Genomic DNA, 16,554 nt, shown 5'->3' with positions numbered 1-16,554 from the left:
GGCCGTGTCTTTCCGCCTCGACCCATCTGATACGCGCGCGCTGCCGGTGCAGATCGCCGAAGCCCTCCGCGCCCAAGTCGCGGCGGGCATTCTACTGCCCGGCGAGCAGGTTCCGTCGACGCGCTCACTAGCCCGCGATTTGGACATTTCCCGAGGCAGCGTGGTCACCGCCTATGAGCAATTGACCGCCGAGGGCTACCTGACCGCGGCGGTTGGATCGGGCACCGTCATCAACCCGCACCTGCCCCACGGGCGCACCCCACAGCCTCACCCCGCACCGCGGCCCAGCCCGCCCCCACCGCGCGTGGAACTGACCCCCGGTCTGCCCGATACCGAAGGAATCATCACCCCCGAATGGAGGGCGGCGTGGCGCAAGGCCGCGGTGAATCCTTCCGGTGATCTCCCCCGCGAGGTGGCCGCGCACCTGCGCCACATGCGCGGGCTCACCGTCGACCCGGCTTACGTCGTCATCACCGCCGGCGCCCGCGACGGCCTGTCGGTGCTGCTGCGCGCGCTGGGCGGCCAGTTGCGTGTGGGCGTGGAATCCCCCGGCTACCCCAGCCTGCGCCGCGTCCCCCAGGCTTTGGGTCACACGCTTGTCGACGTCCCCACCGACGCCCACGGCGTCACCGTCCCCACCGTTGACCTCGACGTTCTCATCGTCACCCCCTCCCACCAGCACCCTTATGGCGGTTCCCTGCCGGCGGCCCGGCGCGCGGAGCTCGTCGAATGGGCGCGCAGCAACGACGTGCTCATCATCGAGGATGATTTCGATTCCGAGCTGCGCTACGTCGGCCAGCCCTTGCCCGCGCTGGCCGCGCTCGCTCCCGAGCACACCGTCTTGTTGGGCACGTTTTCCTCGGTGATTTCCCCGTCGATTGCCTGCGGCTATCTGGTCGTTCCGCCGAGCTTACGCTCGGCGGTGGATCGGGTCCGGGAGATCTTCGGCCAGCCCGTCGGCGCTATTCCCCAGGCGGCGCTGGCGAACTACCTGGCCAACGGTGCGCTGCGGCGACATACCGGGCGGATGCGCCGCGCCTACAAGCGCCGCCGCGACCTCGTCCAAGCCGCGCTGGAAGACACCCCAGCTACCCTTCTGCCCATCCACGGCGGGCTCCACGCGGTGTTGTTGTGTGAGGAGGGCGTCGTCCAGCGCGCGGCCGATCTGGGCCTCACGCTGACCCCGCTGCGCGATTATTGGGGCGGCGCGCCCGCCGAGGAAGGCGTGGTCTTGGGCTTTGGGCATTTGAGCGACGTCGAACTCGCCGCCGCGCTGGAGCTGATCAAGCAGGCTTTAGCAGACTGAGCCCTAACCGGCGCTTGCCAAGGTCACGGTAGCAAGAGTGCGGCCCGTCGGTTGCTCGCTGCCGCCTGCGGGTTCCTCGGTGACCATGACTTTGACTGCCGCGCCGTCGAAAGGCATCCATACCCCATCGTGTGGGTCCTGGCCGATGACCCCCGCCGAAGCCATGCCGCCATCGGCGCTGACTGCCCATACCTGGGCGCCCATGCCATCGGCGAGCTGCGGCTGGCCATCCACCATCGCGCCGGATTTCTCCATCGACGCCGAAGACACGATATCCAGCTGTGCGCCCGACGCATCGGCGTTGCCCTGCATGAGATCCTCTGCCCCCATGATGGCGTGCATCGACTTCTCGCCGGGCGATTCAGCCTCTACCCGCGCGCTATCGCTCGTCTGATTCTGCGAGTCATCGGACTGCAACAAGGGCGGCACGGCAACCATGCCTACTACGAGGACCGCCGCGGCAGCCGGCACCGCCACGAAGGTCCGCCAACGGCGGCGCGGAAGCTCGATGACCTCGGCAGCTTCGCCACCGCCAATTTCCGCAAAGACGGCATCTTTCATTCGCGCCGGCGGTTCGACCTCAGGGAGGGAATCGAGGAAGTCATCGAAAGTCTCATCAGAAAACTCATGCGTGTTGCTCATCTTCCCTCCTTTCCGAGAACCGCTTTTAGCTTCTTTATGCCATCGCGCACACGCGTCTTCGCCGTACCCAGCGGTACTCCCGTTGATTCTGCCAGCTCAGCATGCGTCAAACCATCGAAAAACGCGAGGGCCACCGCCGTGGAATGCGGCTCCCCAATCTCGTCGACGGCCCGGCGCAGGAGGTGAGCCTCCACATTGTTCAGGGCTTCGTCTTCGATCGGCTCAGCAAAAGTGGCGTGCTCAAGCTTCGAGTCGCGGTCATCGCGCTGTACTGCGGCCACATGGCTGCGCAGCTTATCGACGGCCCTCCCATGCGCCAACCTGCCCACCCACGAGCGAGCATTCCCCCGTCGCGGGTCAAACTTCGCGGCGGAGGTCCAGACCTCAACGAAGACGTCTTGGGCAACCTCTTCGGCTAAGGCAGGATTGCGCAGAACGCTCAGGCACACGCTGTACACGGTGGGCGCGAGGGCGTCGTAAAGCGCGCTGAAGGCATGCTTGTCTGCGGTAGCGGTCTGAACCAAAAGGCGGTTCAGCCGCTCGTGTTCATTGGGGGACATCGCAGGCACGGGTGTTGAGCTTACCTCCAGCAGCGGGGTGGACATGGCAGTTTTACTTAGTCATTTCCTCGCTCGGGGCCATCATCTCCGAGCTGGGCATCATGTCCATGTCTTCCTTCTTGTCGTTGCAGGCAACCAACCCACTGGCGGCAACAGCAAGTGCAGCGGCGACAGTAACAAGCTTCTTCATTTCGGTGCTCCTTCTTCAAGCAATCGGGGCTCGGCTTTTCCGGGCCCTGTATCTGACTATTCGGAGCCGCCCCGCGATGCGGATTGGATGGATTTAAAACCAATCCGTTTTTCACTCGTGCTCCGAACTAGTTGCATACCCACACCGCACACCAAGCGAAGGAGTACAGCATGCTATCAACGCTGTTCATCGGGTTTACCGGTGGCCTTATCACGGGCATCTCGCCCTGCATCTTGCCGGTCTTGCCGCTGGTCCTCGCCGTTAGCGGCGGCTCACGGTGGCGGCCATGGCAGGTCGTAGGCGGACTCGTCACAAGTTTCAGCCTCGTCACGCTGTTTGCGACAACGCTGCTCAATTCCCTAGGACTGCCCGCCGACATCCTGTGGAAGGTGGGAATCGTGCTGCTCGTTCTCGTGGGCCTGGGAATGGTGTTTCCCCGCGTGCAAGAAATCCTTGAGTGGCCTTTCCAGAAACTCCCGAAAGCTGGCAGCTTGCAATCCAAGGCCCGCGGCAAAGGCGGGTTCGTCGTCGGCTTGGCCATGGGCGTTGTCTTCGTCCCCTGCGCCGGCCCTGTACTCGCCGCCATCTCCGTGGCGGGCGCCACTGGGACTGTCGACGCCCACATCCTCGCCCTCTGCCTCTCCTTCGCCCTCGGCGTGGCCATCCCCCTGCTGGCTTTCGCTTTGGGTGGCAACGAGATGGAAAAACGCGTCGATGCCTTCCGCTCTCACCAGCGCGGGGTGCGTATCACCGCGGGAGTGGTAGTTATCGCCATGGCTGGTGCGATTTCACTCGGCGCGCCCGCCTGGCTGCAGCAGAAGCTCCCCAGCATCAACGCCGACGCCACCCCAGTTGAACAGGCCGCCCGCACAGCCGAAGGAACCCCAGTGCCCGCGTTCGCGGGGTTGACCGGCTGGTTCAACACGGATGCGCCGGTCGATCCGCGTACCTCCGGCAAGGTCACCCTCATCGATTTCTGGGCCTATGCCTGCATCAACTGCCAGCGCAACAACACGCACCTGACCAAGCTCTATGCGCACTACAAGGACTACGGCCTCGACATCATCGGCATCCACGCGCCGGAGTACGCCTTCGAGCACGAGGCAGCCAACGTGCGCCACGCGGTCCGCGAGCAAGGAATCGAATACCCGGTGGCGCAAGACAATGACTTCGCCACGTGGAAGAAGTTTGGGAATCGGTACTGGCCGGCGCACTATGTCGTCGACAAGCACGGCATGCTGCGCCAATCCCACCATGGCGAGGGCGACTACGCCGAGACCGAGCGCCTCATTCGTGAGCTTCTCCTCGAGCGCGACCCCAGCATAGAGCTACCCGAACCAATCGAGACCGCCGATGCTCACAGTGCGCCGCGCTCACCGGAGACGTACCTCGGCACCGCACGCGCACAGTATTTCACCAACCCCGATTACCGCGACGGCACGCACCAGTTCACCACGAGCGAGCCACCGTTAGGTCAGTATTCGCTGGGCGGGACGTGGACGCTGGCCGACCAGCCCATCACCGCCGGACCTCACGCGCGGCTGCGACTGAACTACCGCGCCGCCTGGGTACAGCTCGTGGCATCAGGGCAAGGAACGGTTCGCGTGCATCGCGCCGATGGTTCGGTCCGCACCTTTGACATCACCGAGGACGGCACGGTGGATCTCGTCCGGGAACCTGACAATCACACCGAAACAATCGAGCTGGAAGTAAGCGAAGGGCTCTCGCTGTATTCCTTTACTTTTGGCTAGCGTGGGAATCATGAAGCTATCTCTGCATGGACAATCCGCCGTGGCCGTCGAGGCACCCCAGGGTCGCATCGTTATCGACCCCGGTCCCCTCTCTGACCTGAGCTGCCTCGAAGGCGCCGAAGCGGTGCTGCTCACGCACGCACACGGTGACCACCTCGACGTCGATGCCGTGCGCGGGAGCGGCCTGCCGGTGTGGGGAACGCGGGAGGCTATCGACGCCCTCGGCTCCGGCACCATCGTGCATGCTGGAGAGACGTTTACAGTTCTGGGCCTTGAGATTCACGCGGTGGGCGGCCTCCACGAGGAGATCCACCCCAATATCCCGCGCCCGGAGAACCTGGGTTATTTCTTCGGCGGCGTGCTGCACCCCGGCGACCAGTGGGTTGTCTCGGAAGGACTCACGGTAGACGTGCTCCTGCTCCCCATCGCCGGCCCGTGGGTGCGCGGGGCGGATGCCGCGGATTACGCCATGCGCATCGGTGCGCGGCTTACGGTTCCCATCCATGACGCCGTGCTTTCCGACGCCGGCAAGCAGATCACCGACGGCATGCTCCAACGCGCCGGGGTGAGCGGCTATCGGCGCCTGCGGGTTGGTGAAAGCATCGAAATTTAAGCCGAACCAACCGCTCGGTCTATTTTTATTCTCGGGCTTGCCTGCGGTTTCCGGAAAACCACTAACGGCACTGAACCGCTTGGTCTAGCCTTTCCTGACATGAGCACCAAATACGATAATTCCAAAGTCAACGAGTGGTCCTTTGCCACCCGCGCCCTCCACGCCGGCCAGAACCTGGACGGCTCCACCAACGCACGCAACGTGCCGATTTACCAAACCACCTCCTACGTCTTCAACGACGCCGAGCACGCCGCCAACCGCTTCAACCTCTCGGATGCCGGCCCGATTTATACCCGCCTGACCAACCCCACGCAGGACGCGCTGGAGGAGCGCCTCGCTTCCCTCGAAGGTGGCGTGGCCGCCGTGGCATTTGCTTCCGGCCAGGCCGCCGAGACCGCTGCCATCCTGAACCTGGCCTCCGCCGGCGACCACATCGTCACCTCCCCGCGCCTCTACGGTGGCACCTCCACCCTCTTTACCGTGACCTTGAAGCGCCTGGGCATCGATGTCACCCTCGTGGAGAACCCCGACGACCCGGCATCCTGGCAGGACGTCGTCCAGCCCAACACCAAGGCTTTTTACGGCGAGACCTTCGGCAACCCAGTCGCCGATGTCCTCGACATCCCCGCCATCGCCGAGGTAGCGCACAAGAACCAGGTCCCGCTCATCGTGGATAACACCATCGCCACCGGCGCGCTGGCCCGCCCGCTGGAGCTGGGCGCAGACATCGTCGTGGTTTCCACCACCAAGTTCTACAGCGGCAACGGCTCCGCCATCGGTGGTGCCATCATCGACGGCGGCTCCTTCGACTGGACCGTCGAGCGTGACGGCGAGCCCGTCTTCCCCTACTTCGTCACCCCGGACGAGGCCTACCACGGCCTCAAGTACGCCGATCTGGGCGCACCGGCCTTCGCTATCAAGGCGCGCGCGGGCCTGCTGCGCGATACGGGTGCCGCCATCTCCCCCTTCAACGCCTGGCTGACGCTGAATGGCATTGAGACGTTGCAGTTGCGCGTCGAGAAGCACAATGCCAACGCCCAGGCCGTGGCCGAGTACCTGGAATCCCACGCCAAGGTCACGAAGGTCAACTACGCCGGCCTGGAGTCCTCGCCTTACAAGGCCACCAAGGAGAAGCTGGGCTATGACTACACCGGCTCCGTGCTCTCCTTCGACATCGACGGCGGCCGCGAGGAGGCGTGGGCGTTTATCGATGCGCTGAAGCTGCACTCGAACCTGGCCAACATCGGCGATACCCGCTCATTGGTGGTGCACCCGGCGACCACCACGCACTCCCAGTCCGATGAGGCAGCGCTCAAGGCCGCGGGCATTACGCAGGCCACGGTGCGCTTGTCCGTCGGTATTGAGGACGTCAACGACATCATCGCCGACCTCGAGCGTGGGTTCGCGGCCATTGGTTAGCGCCATCCCGGAGCTCGCGCCCGAAGGCGAGCTCGCCGTCGTCCCCATCGGTGACTTCACCACCGAAGCAGGCGCCGTGCTTGCCGACGCCCACGTGGCCTACCAACGCTGGGGCGCTTTCGCCGGCGACCCGGACGGCGTCAACAATGTCTTGGTGGTCGAGCACGCGCTGACCGGGGATTCCAACGTGGCGGACTGGTGGTCCGACCTGGTGGGCCCGGGCAAGGCCCTGGACACCACGCGCTGGTGCGTTATCGCGACCAATGCGCTGGGTGGCTGCAACGGCTCGACGGGGCCAAAGTCGCTGCACCCGGATGGAAAGCCGTGGGGCGGGCGTTTCCCGGCGCTGTCGATTCGGGACTTGGTGGAGGCCGAGCACGACTGCTTGAAGAAGCTGGGTATTTCGCGTGTGCACGCGGTACTCGGCGGCTCGATGGGCGGGGCGCGGACTCTGGAGTGGAGCTTGCTGCACCCGGAAAGCGTGTCGGCGGTGTGTGTGATTGCGGTGTCGGCCCGAGCTTCGGGCTGGCAGATTGGCATCCAATCCGCGCAGATTTCCGCGATCGAGCGCGACCCGTTTTGGCATGGCGGAAATTACTACCTCACGGACAAGACTCCGCGGGATGGTTTGGCGGCGGCGCGCCGCATCGCGCATTTGACGTATCGCGGCGAGCAGGAGATCGACGAGCGCTTCGGCGCTACCGCACAGCAAGGCGAGAATCCCTTGGGGCCGCACCGCCAGCTCAACCAGCGTTTCGCGGTGAACTCCTATCTGGATTACCAGGGGGCGAAACTCACCGAGCGCTTCGATGCGGGTTCCTATGTGGTTCTCACGGAGGCGCTGAACCGGCATGACGTCGGCCGCGGGCGCGGCGGGCTCATCAAGGCGTTGGCGGCCTCCCAGGTGCCGACGATGGTGGTGGGCGTGGACACGGATATCCTCTACCCCTATCACCAGCAGGAGCACATCTCCCGCAACGTCAACCAGCTGCTGGCGATGGCCAAGATTGTCTCCCCCGTGGGACACGATGCTTTTCTGACGGAGACCCGGCAGATGAACCGTATCCTGCGCAACTTCCTGCTGCTCTCGGCGCCAAATGGCTTAGACGTGGGCCCTGCGTACGTGGGCGATGAGTATTACATTTAAGAAGCCGTTTGGCTCTTTCCGGGAGCCAAACGCGTTACGATCCAAGCGCGTCGATGGAAAAGGCCATGAACACCATCGCCGCGCCCAAGATGCCTGTAAAGCAGGCATCGAAGCGCCGGGAGCGCACCGCGAGCACGCCAACCCGCGAGGAATCGCAGGTCAGACGAACCACCGTCAGCCACACCAGCGCCCCGCCCAGCAGCAGCGTGGCGCGGCGCCAGTGCTCGAACACGGCATAGAAGCCCGACACCACAACCGCCGCCACGAACAAGCCGATGGCCAACCACTGAAGAGCCGGCGGCAGCGCCGAGGGCTTCAGGTGCGCATCGTGCGGGTTCGATAAAGACACCGGCGGCGCAGTTTTCCCGCGCGGCTGTGCTGGTTGCTCAGACATACTCACTACTCGAGCGCTCGACTTCACGCGCTACTGAGCGGCGAGCTTTTCGGCACGCTCGACGATGTTGCTCACCAGGAACGCGCGCGTCAGCGGGCCCACGCCGCCCGGGTTCGGGGAAACGTAGCCGGCCTTCTCCCAGACGTCCTCAGCCACGTCGCCGGCGAGTTTGCCGTCGACGCGGGACACGCCGACGTCGAGAACCGCGGCACCTTCCTTAATCATATCGGCGGTGAGCATGTGTGCCTTGCCAGCGGCCGCGATGATGACATCGGCCTCACGGGTCTCCGCGGCCAAGTCCTTGGTGCCGGTGTGGCACAGCGTCACCGTGGAATTCTCGCTGCGGCGGGTCAGCATCAGACCAATCGGGCGGCCCACGGTCACGCCGCGGCCGATGACCACGACCTTGGCACCATCGAGCTCCACGCCGAAGCGGCGCAGCAGGTGGATGCAACCGTTCGGCGTGCACGGCAGCGGGGCGTCCTCGTTGAGCACCAGCTTGCCCAGGTTGATCGGGTGCAGGCCATCGGCGTCCTTGGCTGGGTCGATGAGCTCGAGCACGCGGTTTTCATCCAGGTGCTTCGGCAGCGGCAGCTGCACGATGTAGCCGGTGCAAGCATCGTCATTGTTGAGCTCTTCGATGACGCGCTCGAGTTGTTCCTGGGTAACGTCGCCAGGCAGGTCCTTGCGAATCGAATTGATTCCGAGCTTCTCGCAATCGCGGTGCTTCATCTTCACGTAGGAATGCGAACCCGGATCATCGCCCACCAGGACCGTGGCCAGTCCCGGGGTAATTCCCTTCTCCTTGAGGGCGGCCACGCGCTGGGCCAGGTCCTCAAAAATCTCGTCGCGGTACAAGTTGCCATCTAGTTTGGTAGCGCTCATGCCCACCATCCTAGACTGATGCCTATGAGCAGCTTGCACATTGTCTTCGACAACCCCGTGATCCCCACCAACACCGGCAACGCCATCCGTACCGCCGCCGTCACGGGCGCGAGCCTGCACCTCATCGAGCCCCTCGGCTTCAACTTCGAGGACAAACACCTCAAGCGCGCGGGCCTGGACTACCACGACCTGGCGGATCTCAAAATCCACAAAGACTTCGACGCCTGCATGGAGGCCCTCCCCGGCGCGCGGGTCTTCGCCTTCACCACCCACACAGATAAGTGGTTCACGGACATCGACTACCAGGAGGGGGACGTCCTCCTCTTCGGCACCGAGCCCACCGGCCTGCCCGAGGAACACGCCTTCCACCCGCGCGTAACGGAGCGCGTGCGCATCCCCATGATGCCGGCTAGGCGCTCGATGAATCTATCCAACGCGGCGTCGACGGCCGTGTACGAGGCCTGGCGCCAGCTCGGCTTCCGTGGCGCGGTCTAACAAGTCGCGGCACAATGTGGGTGGACTTTCACAACAAAGGAGAAACCTTGCCTAGCCTGCGCCCACTTCTTGATTCCCTCACTACCCGCGTCGAAGCTTCGTCTGCCGCGCACGCCGCGCAGATCGCGCGCGTGGATCCCGTCCACCGCCCCGGCGCGGTCAACCTCGTGCGCTACATGGAATTGCGTTCCCAGGACGCCGTCGAAATCCAGGAAGGCCTCACCGCGTTGGGCGCCACGAGCCTCAGCCACCCGGAGCCCGCAGTGCTCGAGCGCCTCCACGCCGCGCGCAACGTGCTCGACGCCTTCGATGGCCAGGCGGCGACCTATCCCGTGCAGCCGATTGCCACGGCCTATGCGGACGCGGACGATATCCTCGATGCCAACACCGAAGCCCTCCTCGGCCCCACCCAGGAGGACACCCACGCGCGCATCATGGTGACCCTTCCCACCGAGGCCGCAGATGACTATGAGCTGGTCCTCGGTTTCGCCCGCGCGGGCATGGAACTAGCCCGCATCAACTGCGCCCACGATGGCCAGGATGCCTGGCAGAAGATGGTGGCACACGTCCACCGCGCCGCCGAGGAGGTGGGGCGCGAGATCCTGATTTCCTGCGATATTGCTGGCCCCAAGGTCCGCACCGGCAGCATCGAGCCGGGTCCGCAGGTCATTCGCGTGCGCGGCGAGCGCACCGCGGCAGGTGAGCTGCTGAGCCCGGCAACGCTCGTGCTTCACGACGCCCCCTCCTTTACCCGCGCCCACGGGGTGGCGGGGGAGGCGTCGCCAAGCGCGGCCCGCCCGGCGGTAGCGCTGGAGGTGGATGGCGAGTGGTTGGCGCGCCTGCAGCCCGGCAGCGAGGTGCGCTTCACGGAAGCGCGCGGGCGCTCCCGTGTGTTCACCGTGGAGAGCACGGAAGCAGGCGTGGCGGTGCTGCACGGTGATCGCAACTGCTACCTTGCCGAGGGAACGGTGTTGAGCCACGGCGGGGACACCACGCAGGTGCATGGGGTTCCGGCCCTGGAGCAGAAGATTCGCCTGCACCGCGGCGAGGAGTTGGTGCTGAGCACTTCGCAGGAGCCGGCGCGCATTATCGAGGGCAAGGTGACCACAATTGGCTGCACGCTGCCGGAGGTGGTCGGTGCGCTGGAGGTGGGTCACCGGGTGATTTTCGATGATGGCGCGATCTCCGGCCGCGTCCGCGAGGTGCGGGACAACGGCGCTGAGCGCGAGGCTGTCATCACCGTGGAGCACGCCGGGCCCACCGGCACCAACCTGGCCGCCTATAAGGGAATCAACCTGCCGGATACCGAGGTCCCGCTGCCCAGCCTCACCGAAGAGGATATCGAGGCGCTGCGTTTTGTGGCCACGCACTGCGATATCGCAGCGGTTTCCTTCATCCGCACTCCAGCTGATGTGGCCTTCCTCTATGACACGCTCGAGGAGATTGCCGCCGAGCAGGAGTCCGAGGAGATGGCTCAGCGCGTGCGTGACCTGGGCATCGTGCTCAAGATTGAAACTGTGCCTGCCTATGAGCAGCTGGGAAGCGTGTTGCTGGAGGGCATGCGCCATGCCAAGTTCGGCATCATGATTGCGCGCGGTGACTTGGCCGTGGAGTTGGGATTCGAGGAGATGGTCCAGGTGCCGGGGCGCATCATGAAGGTCGCGGAGGCGGCACATATCCCGGTCATCATGGCCACGCAGGTGCTGGAGACCCTGGCCAAGACGGGGCTTCCCTCCCGCGCGGAAATCACGGACGCGGGCTATGCGCTGCGCGCGGAATGCGTCATGCTCAACAAGGGACCGCACATCACCGAGGCGATTGAGATTCTGGACCGCATGTCCCGCAAGCTGGGCCAGTCGCGGCTGAAGAACCGCCAAAAGCTGCGCCAGGTGAGCAGCTGGACAAACTAATTCAGGCAACGCATATGAAACGCGGCGCCCTCGAGCGCCGCGTGGTGAGGATCACCTAACCGAAAGCGGCGAAAAACTAGACAGACCTATATTTACTTAGGTTAACCTATAACGGTAATGCTTTAGAGAAAGAGAGCTCACCGTGAAGTTGTCTGGGTGCCCACGGCAAACCGCCGACGCCATCCCCATGGGATGCACCATCACCTTGGGAAACGAGTGCATTTCCTGCACCTGTGACGCCGCCTTGGCAGTGCGCCTCGGCGAGCTAGGCATCCGCCCCGGCGCCACACTGACGATGGGCCCGCGCGTGGCCGGCGGCGCCCGCGTTGTCTCGGTGGGCAGCTGCCGCTATGCCATCGACAAGGCAACACTGCAAGCCATCGAGGTCTAAACCATGGCCACCACGAAACCCAGCTGTCACGGCGATCCGGGCGGCGCGGTAGCTCCTGCCGGAGCACCCATCATCGCGCTCGTCGGCTCCCCGAATTCCGGCAAGTCCACGCTCTTTAATGCTCTGACCGGCGCGAAGGCGCAGACCGGCAATTGGCCGGGAACCACCGTTGAGGTCAGCCGCGGTGCGTGGAAGCTGGGTGAATCCACCGCCGATCTCATCGACTTCCCCGGCACCTACTCGCTCGATCCGCTCAGCCCCGATGAGGCGCTCACCCGCGCCATGCTCATCGATTGCCCCGATGATGAGCGCCCCGACGCCGTCGTCGTGGTCGTCGATGCCAGCGCCGTCGCGCGCGGCCTCAACGTGGCCCTCCAGTTGGCGGAGCAGCCTTACCGCCTCATCATCGCGCTGACGAAGACCGACGTGGCCCTCAACCAGGGGCAAACGGTGGACCCCGTTGCGCTCGCTGAGGCCACCTCCATCCCGGTGGTGGAGGTTGATGGGCGTAAGCGGGAGGGCGTCGAGAAGCTGCGAGAGGTTGTTGTAGATTCTCTGGCGGCTGAGCCCGTGCAACTGCGCGAAGACACCGGCCTGGAGGGCCGCTTTGCGGAGCTGGATGCGGCGGCGAAGGCCTCGGTGAGCGAGGTCGAGCACGCGACGCCCCTGTCCCACCGCCTCGACGCGGTGGCCCTCCACCCAGTCGTGGGTCCGCTGCTGTTTCTTGCCGTGATGTGGCTGGTCTTTCAGATCACCACCACGGTGGCCGCTCCCCTCCAGGATGGCCTGGAGGCGTTGGTCTCCGGCCCCTTGAGCGATTGGGCGCGGGCGGGGCTTGAAGCCATCGGCTTAGGTCACCCCCTCGTTACGGGCTTGCTTGTCGACGGCCTCATCGGCGGCGTCGGCATGGTCCTCACCTTCGCCCCGCTCATGGCGCTGATGTTTTTGTGTTTGGCGGTGTTGGAGGATTCCGGCTACATGGCGCGTGCGGCGGTGGTCACAGATCGTCTTATGCGGGCCATCGGCCTGCCAGGTAAGGCTTTTATCCCGATTGTCGTGGGCTTTGGCTGCAACGTGCCGGCGATTTCGGCCACGCGCGTGCTGGGCAGCCCGCGGCATCGCATTATGACGGCGCTGCTCATCCCGTTTACCTCGTGCTCGGCGCGCTTGGTGGTCTTCGTCATGCTTTCGGCCACGTTCTTCCCAGAGCACGCCGGCAGCGTGGTGTTCATCATGTACGTCATTTCCATCGCGCTGCTCGTGCTCGTTGGCTTGGCGCTGCGAAAGACGCTGTGGCGCGCGGTGCCTGAGGAAGCGCTGGTTATTGACTTGCCAACGTACCAGCTGCCCACCGTGCGCCTAGCGCTGAGCGTGATGTGGACGCGGTTGAAAGGCTTCCTGCAAACCGCCGGTGGCATCATCGTGACCACCGTGGTCGTGGTGTGGCTGCTCATGGCCATCCCGGTTGGGGCCGCGGTGCACGAGACTACCTTGGGCGAGCCACCAGCACCGGAGGATTCCGCCTACGGCGCGGTCTCGCGCACCATCGCCCCGGCCTTTGCCCCGGCTGGTTTCGACTCGTGGTCCCTGGCTGGTCCGCTGGTCACGGGTTTCGTGGCCAAGGAGGCGCTGATTTCGACATGGGCGCAGACCTACGCCGTCGACGACGTCACCGACGCCTCCGCGGAGGAACAATCCCACAGCGCGCTCAGTGACCATGTGCGTCAAGATTTCAACCGCGCCTCCGGTGGCCATCCCCTCGCCGCGGTGTGGGCCTACATGCTCTTCCTGCTGGCCTACACACCCTGCGTGGCCACGATTGCCGCGCAGCGCCGCGAGATTGGCTGGCGCTGGACGCTCTTCGGTTTCGGCATTCAGCTGGCCACCGCGTGGGTGCTGGCAGTGGCGGCCTTCCAGATTCTGAGGGTGTTTATCTAGTGTCCGCCTCGCCCATTCACGCCGTGCAGCAAGCCATCGAATCCGGTGTGCGCTCGCGCGTAGCCATCGCGGCGCAGACCGGGCTGGAACCCGGCACGGTCGATGTCATCCTGGACCACCTCACCGCCAGCGGGGTGCTCGATATGGAGCCACTCGGCTCCTGCCCCGCGGGCGGATGCGGGTCCTGTTCGGCGGCCTCGGCGTGTGCCGGCCCCAGCAACACCCGCGGACCGGTGCTGCTTAAGCTTCGTCGCCGGGCTTAAGGTCCTGCTGGAGGCTGCTCGGCCCCAGCGCGGCTTCCATGGCAGGAAGGCGGCGGGAGCGCAAGCGGGTGAGGAGCGCGGAGGCGTCGGCAGGCGTGAGGTCCTGGCCAGCCATCTTGACTGGGCCCGCCACAAGGTCGAAGCGCACGGTGCGCACGCCCGCGAGGTGACCCAACGGCCCCACCTTCAGCGTGAGCTCCTGGATGTGCGGGGTACCAATCACCATGACGCGGCGGTTGATGCGGCCGCGGTGCACGATGGTCACCGGCTGAGGCGATTCCACCAGCGTCACCGACTGCTGCTTACGGTCGATGGGGCTGATCCACGTCGCCCGGCGCGGGGAGGTATAAGTGGGCTGGGTGTGACCTTCGGGGCGCGCATAGTCCTCAATCTGCGCGCGGTCTAGATCGGAGATGAGGGCTAGCAACTCCAGCGCCTGCTCGCGGGTGCCCACCGGCAGGATGCGCGTGGAACCTGACTGCTTGCCGCCGCCCTTCGCGCCATACCCGGCCACCGAGACGTGCACCTCGTACCAGCCGAAGCGCCTCCACAGAAAAGGCTGGCTCACCCGCACGCCGTGGATGCGGCTGATGCGGATGGTTTGGCGGCGGCGGTCGGCAAGACCGTAGGAGACGTTGAGGGCGTTGGCGGGGGCGTCGTGAAGCGCGGTGAACGTCCACGAGGAATCCACCAGACTCCACACCCGCCCCACGAAGCCCACGATGATAGGCAGCAGCGCGGTCCACATCCCGGGGAGGAAGAGCAGGCCGCCGATGACGAGTGCGGTAACCAACGTGGGCAGGCGCAAAGCCTCAGCGGCAATCGTGCGCAGGATGGGAATCTCCGGAATCAAGGCGGCGGGAGTTTCCGGCGCTGGCTCACTGGCAGACCCCTTATTTGTGCGCCGCAGCAGCTCCGCGCGCAGCTCTTCTGCTTTCGCCTTGGGGAGGTACTCAATCTTGATTACAGAGGCGTTACCGCCCGCGGTCTCCACACGGACTGCGGCCAAGCCCAATAGGCGCGCGATGATGGATTCCACGACATCCACCGCCTGGATACGCTCGTAGCGCGCGGAACGGAAAGACGTTGAGATGACGCCGTGGCGCAGCGCGACTTCATCCTCGGTGAGCTTGTAGCCGAGCTTGCGCCACCAAATTCCGGAGACGAGCCAAATCACCGTGCACACCAGCACGAAGGCACCGATGCCCAGCAGGGTGCCGCGGCCGACCTCGCCCAAGTGTCCACCCTGCACGTAGGACAGGACATCCGACACCATGGAGGCGTTGACGTTCACCGCGAGAACGGCCACCAGCGCCAGAATCAGCGACCAAAAACGCAACAGCGGGGTAAGGCGGTGGACGCGGGTGTAGCCGTCGGCGTCGATAAGCGCGCGGTCCTTCACAGCCCACTCATCCTCTCGCGGGCCTTGACGGCGAGGCGCTCGCGCAGGGCGTCGGCGTCGGCAGCAAGGAGGCCGGGGATGGTGGCGTCGCTGCTGGGCGACGCCGTGTGCAGTTTCACCTTTTTCAGCCCCATCGCCCGCTCGACGGGGCCGGCGGTGACGTCGACGAACTGGATGCGGCCGTAGGGCACGACGGTGAAGGTGTGCCAGATTTTTCCGCGGGTGACGAGCAATTCGTCGGCGGTTTCCTGCCAGCCCAGGTTTTTCACCTGCGCGGGGATGAGCCATAGTTCGTAAAGTGCCCACACGATAAGCGCGCCGGCGACCCAATAGAGCCAATCCCACCAGAAATATGCCGCCGCGGCCGCTAGGGCGGCGAGGATAATGTCCCAGCTCAAATTCGTGATGTAGCGGGCTTTCGTGAGTGACGGGGATACGGGGTTCATGCCAACACACTAACATGAACCCTTGACAAGTTGTTGGGTTTATATAACACTGTGGTGCATGTCCCCAAAGAAAAAGCCAACCCGCCCACTATTTAACCGGGTCCGCGTGCTTCGCGTTGAACGGGACATGACGCGCGCACAGCTTGCCGACACCATCGGGGTCAACCCCCAAACCATCGGCGCACTTGAGCGCGGCGACCACTCCCCAAGTCTGGATCTCGCCTTCAATATCTGCGAGGTCTTTGACTTACCCGTGGAAGCCGTGTTCTCCCGGACCGAATTCACTCCCATGTCCTCCGAAATCTACCGAAAGGACTAACTCGCTCATGTCCGCCGTCACCATTCCCGATTCCGTTAAGACCCGCAAGCGCTACATCACCCTGGCCGATCTCTCCTCCTGCCTCATCATCCTGTCCCTCCCCCTGCAGTTCTGGGACTCCTTTACCTCACTCATGGTGGCCTGCCTCGGAACGCTGCTCACCGCGCTGCTGACCGCCCGCCTGCGCGGAGCGATAGGTGCCGCAGACCTGCCCACGACGGAGCTCGATGAGTACCAAATGCAGCAGCACGTCGAAGCCCGCGACGACGGCCTCAAGTTCTCCCTCGCAGCACTCGTCATCTTGCTGCCAGTGACTGGCCTTATCGCCTGGGGTGCCCGAACCATGCCCATCATGGACGGCGTGTTCGTGTCCCAGCTCTACCTCAAGATCATCCTGCTGCTCATGGTGTGGGTGCCATTCTCGGTGGCCCGTTCCCTGGCGGGAAAGATGAACCGCGACGAGCTCATCTCAAAAGAATAAAC

General features: G+C 64.7%; 19 protein-coding genes. 12 read left to right on the top strand and 7 right to left on the bottom strand.

Annotation, left to right across the window (positions count from 1 at the left end; translation table 11 throughout):
- Nucleotides 1-4: 4 nt before the first annotated feature.
- On the top strand, nt 5-1,306 hold the full coding sequence (locus R3O64_RS02495) for a PLP-dependent aminotransferase family protein (protein WP_339017215.1): 1,302 nt from the start codon (nt 5-7) through the stop codon (nt 1,304-1,306).
- 3 nt (nt 1,307-1,309) lie between these two features.
- On the opposite strand, the gene R3O64_RS02490 is transcribed toward R3O64_RS02495, so the two are convergent.
- Genes R3O64_RS02490 through R3O64_RS02480 form a run of 3 tightly spaced genes read right to left on the bottom strand, consistent with a single transcriptional unit; the run spans nt 1,310 to nt 2,698 of the window.
- Nucleotides 1,310-1,948, bottom strand: coding sequence for an anti-sigma factor (locus R3O64_RS02490; RefSeq protein WP_070530682.1), 639 nt, complete (start codon nt 1,946-1,948; stop codon nt 1,310-1,312).
- Nucleotides 1,945-2,553: a sigma-70 family RNA polymerase sigma factor gene (locus R3O64_RS02485; RefSeq protein ID WP_143335854.1), complete on the bottom strand. Its 609-nt coding sequence runs from the start codon at nt 2,551-2,553 to the stop codon at nt 1,945-1,947. The genes R3O64_RS02490 and R3O64_RS02485 overlap by 4 nt, the downstream gene beginning before the upstream one ends.
- A gap of 7 nt (nt 2,554-2,560) precedes the next feature.
- Complete coding sequence (locus R3O64_RS02480; protein ID WP_167595548.1) at nt 2,561-2,698, bottom strand: hypothetical protein; 138 nt, start codon at nt 2,696-2,698, stop codon at nt 2,561-2,563.
- 170 nt (nt 2,699-2,868) lie between these two features.
- Here R3O64_RS02480 and R3O64_RS02475 point away from each other — a divergent pair, with 170 nt between their 5' ends.
- The 4 genes from R3O64_RS02475 (at nt 2,869) to metX (ending at nt 7,628) form a co-directional block, all read left to right on the top strand.
- Nucleotides 2,869-4,449 (top strand): cytochrome c biogenesis protein CcdA, encoded by a 1,581-nt coding sequence (locus R3O64_RS02475; RefSeq protein WP_339017214.1) that lies wholly within the window; start codon nt 2,869-2,871, stop codon nt 4,447-4,449.
- Between the two features lie 10 nt (nt 4,450-4,459).
- Nucleotides 4,460-5,062, top strand: a complete 603-nt coding sequence (locus R3O64_RS02470) for an MBL fold metallo-hydrolase (RefSeq protein WP_070521612.1) — start codon at nt 4,460-4,462, stop codon at nt 5,060-5,062.
- Nucleotides 5,063-5,161: 99 nt separating this feature from the next.
- Nucleotides 5,162-6,481, top strand: coding sequence for an O-acetylhomoserine/O-acetylserine sulfhydrylase (locus R3O64_RS02465; protein WP_339017213.1), 1,320 nt, complete (start codon nt 5,162-5,164; stop codon nt 6,479-6,481).
- The gene (gene metX / locus R3O64_RS02460; RefSeq protein ID WP_232748440.1) at nt 6,474-7,628 is read left to right on the top strand and encodes a homoserine O-acetyltransferase MetX; all 1,155 of its coding nucleotides are present in this window, start codon (nt 6,474-6,476) and stop codon (nt 7,626-7,628) included. Before R3O64_RS02465 ends, metX begins: the two co-directional genes overlap by 8 nt.
- 34 nt (nt 7,629-7,662) lie before the next feature.
- On the opposite strand, the gene R3O64_RS02455 is transcribed toward metX, so the two are convergent.
- The gene (locus R3O64_RS02455; protein WP_046648384.1) at nt 7,663-7,977 is read right to left on the bottom strand and encodes a DUF3017 domain-containing protein; all 315 of its coding nucleotides are present in this window, start codon (nt 7,975-7,977) and stop codon (nt 7,663-7,665) included.
- A 75-nt stretch (nt 7,978-8,052) separates the two neighbouring features.
- Entirely contained in the window at nt 8,053-8,907 is an 855-nt protein-coding gene (locus R3O64_RS02450; RefSeq protein WP_339017212.1) for a bifunctional methylenetetrahydrofolate dehydrogenase/methenyltetrahydrofolate cyclohydrolase, read from the bottom strand.
- Nucleotides 8,908-8,931: 24 nt separating this feature from the next.
- On the opposite strand from R3O64_RS02450, the gene R3O64_RS02445 reads away from it, so the two are divergent.
- From R3O64_RS02445 to R3O64_RS02425, 5 genes are all read left to right on the top strand, one after another.
- A complete protein-coding gene (locus tag R3O64_RS02445) occupies nt 8,932-9,402 on the top strand; it encodes a tRNA (cytidine(34)-2'-O)-methyltransferase (protein ID WP_070521448.1) in 471 nt (156 codons plus the stop codon).
- A 14-nt stretch (nt 9,403-9,416) separates the two neighbouring features.
- Entirely contained in the window at nt 9,417-11,312 is a 1,896-nt protein-coding gene (locus R3O64_RS02440) for a pyruvate kinase (protein WP_425248911.1), read from the top strand.
- Between the two features lie 142 nt (nt 11,313-11,454).
- Nucleotides 11,455-11,703 carry a FeoA family protein gene (locus R3O64_RS02435; protein WP_070521454.1) on the top strand — a complete coding sequence of 83 codons (249 nt, stop codon included), beginning with the start codon at nt 11,455-11,457 and terminating at the stop codon, nt 11,701-11,703.
- A gap of 3 nt (nt 11,704-11,706) precedes the next feature.
- Nucleotides 11,707-13,641: a ferrous iron transport protein B gene (feoB, locus tag R3O64_RS02430; protein ID WP_101735863.1), complete on the top strand. Its 1,935-nt coding sequence runs from the start codon at nt 11,707-11,709 to the stop codon at nt 13,639-13,641.
- Nucleotides 13,593-13,904: a FeoC-like transcriptional regulator gene (locus R3O64_RS02425; protein WP_230307880.1), complete on the top strand. Its 312-nt coding sequence runs from the start codon at nt 13,593-13,595 to the stop codon at nt 13,902-13,904. Before feoB ends, R3O64_RS02425 begins: the two co-directional genes overlap by 49 nt.
- Here R3O64_RS02425 and R3O64_RS02420 read toward each other — a convergent pair.
- Together R3O64_RS02420 and R3O64_RS02415 are read right to left on the bottom strand one after the other, a co-directional pair.
- On the bottom strand, nt 13,882-15,306 hold the full coding sequence (locus R3O64_RS02420; protein ID WP_339017210.1) for a PH domain-containing protein: 1,425 nt from the start codon (nt 15,304-15,306) through the stop codon (nt 13,882-13,884). The two genes, R3O64_RS02425 and R3O64_RS02420, sit on opposite strands and share 23 nt — an antisense overlap.
- Nucleotides 15,303-15,752 (bottom strand): PH domain-containing protein, encoded by a 450-nt coding sequence (locus R3O64_RS02415; RefSeq protein ID WP_154762123.1) that lies wholly within the window; start codon nt 15,750-15,752, stop codon nt 15,303-15,305. Before R3O64_RS02415 ends, R3O64_RS02420 begins: the two co-directional genes overlap by 4 nt.
- Nucleotides 15,753-15,810: 58 nt before the next feature.
- On the opposite strand from R3O64_RS02415, the gene R3O64_RS02410 reads away from it, so the two are divergent.
- Together R3O64_RS02410 and R3O64_RS02405 are read left to right on the top strand one after the other, a co-directional pair.
- Nucleotides 15,811-16,071: a helix-turn-helix transcriptional regulator gene (locus R3O64_RS02410; RefSeq protein ID WP_070530708.1), complete on the top strand. Its 261-nt coding sequence runs from the start codon at nt 15,811-15,813 to the stop codon at nt 16,069-16,071.
- Between the two features lie 7 nt (nt 16,072-16,078).
- Entirely contained in the window at nt 16,079-16,552 is a 474-nt protein-coding gene (locus tag R3O64_RS02405) for a hypothetical protein (RefSeq protein WP_070521473.1), read from the top strand.
- Nucleotides 16,553-16,554: the final 2 nt, after the last annotated feature.

Origin of the sequence: Corynebacterium hesseae, assembly GCF_037850265.1 — a bacterium.
GTDB classification, from domain to species: Bacteria; Actinomycetota; Actinomycetes; order Mycobacteriales; family Mycobacteriaceae; genus Corynebacterium; species Corynebacterium hesseae.
The sequence above is the reverse complement of the archived record's forward strand: the minus strand, read 5'-3'. Positions and strand labels throughout refer to the sequence as shown.

Coding starts and splice junctions, on each gene's coding strand:
- R3O64_RS02490 (WP_070530682.1), bottom strand. CDS start 1,948: ATGAGCAACACGCATGAGTTTTCTGATGAGACTTTCGATGACTTCCTC.
- R3O64_RS02485 (WP_143335854.1), bottom strand. CDS start 2,553: ATGTCCACCCCGCTGCTGGAGGTAAGCTCAACACCCGTGCCTGCGATG.
- R3O64_RS02480 (WP_167595548.1), bottom strand. CDS start 2,698: ATGAAGAAGCTTGTTACTGTCGCCGCTGCACTTGCTGTTGCCGCCAGT.
- R3O64_RS02475 (WP_339017214.1), top strand. CDS start 2,869: ATGCTATCAACGCTGTTCATCGGGTTTACCGGTGGCCTTATCACGGGC.
- R3O64_RS02470 (WP_070521612.1), top strand. CDS start 4,460: ATGAAGCTATCTCTGCATGGACAATCCGCCGTGGCCGTCGAGGCACCC.
- R3O64_RS02465 (WP_339017213.1), top strand. CDS start 5,162: ATGAGCACCAAATACGATAATTCCAAAGTCAACGAGTGGTCCTTTGCC.
- R3O64_RS02450 (WP_339017212.1), bottom strand. CDS start 8,907: ATGAGCGCTACCAAACTAGATGGCAACTTGTACCGCGACGAGATTTTT.
- R3O64_RS02445 (WP_070521448.1), top strand. CDS start 8,932: ATGAGCAGCTTGCACATTGTCTTCGACAACCCCGTGATCCCCACCAAC.
- R3O64_RS02440 (WP_425248911.1), top strand. CDS start 9,417: ATGTGGGTGGACTTTCACAACAAAGGAGAAACCTTGCCTAGCCTGCGC.
- feoB (WP_101735863.1), top strand. CDS start 11,707: ATGGCCACCACGAAACCCAGCTGTCACGGCGATCCGGGCGGCGCGGTA.
- R3O64_RS02415 (WP_154762123.1), bottom strand. CDS start 15,752: ATGAACCCCGTATCCCCGTCACTCACGAAAGCCCGCTACATCACGAAT.
- R3O64_RS02410 (WP_070530708.1), top strand. CDS start 15,811: ATGTCCCCAAAGAAAAAGCCAACCCGCCCACTATTTAACCGGGTCCGC.
- R3O64_RS02405 (WP_070521473.1), top strand. CDS start 16,079: ATGTCCGCCGTCACCATTCCCGATTCCGTTAAGACCCGCAAGCGCTAC.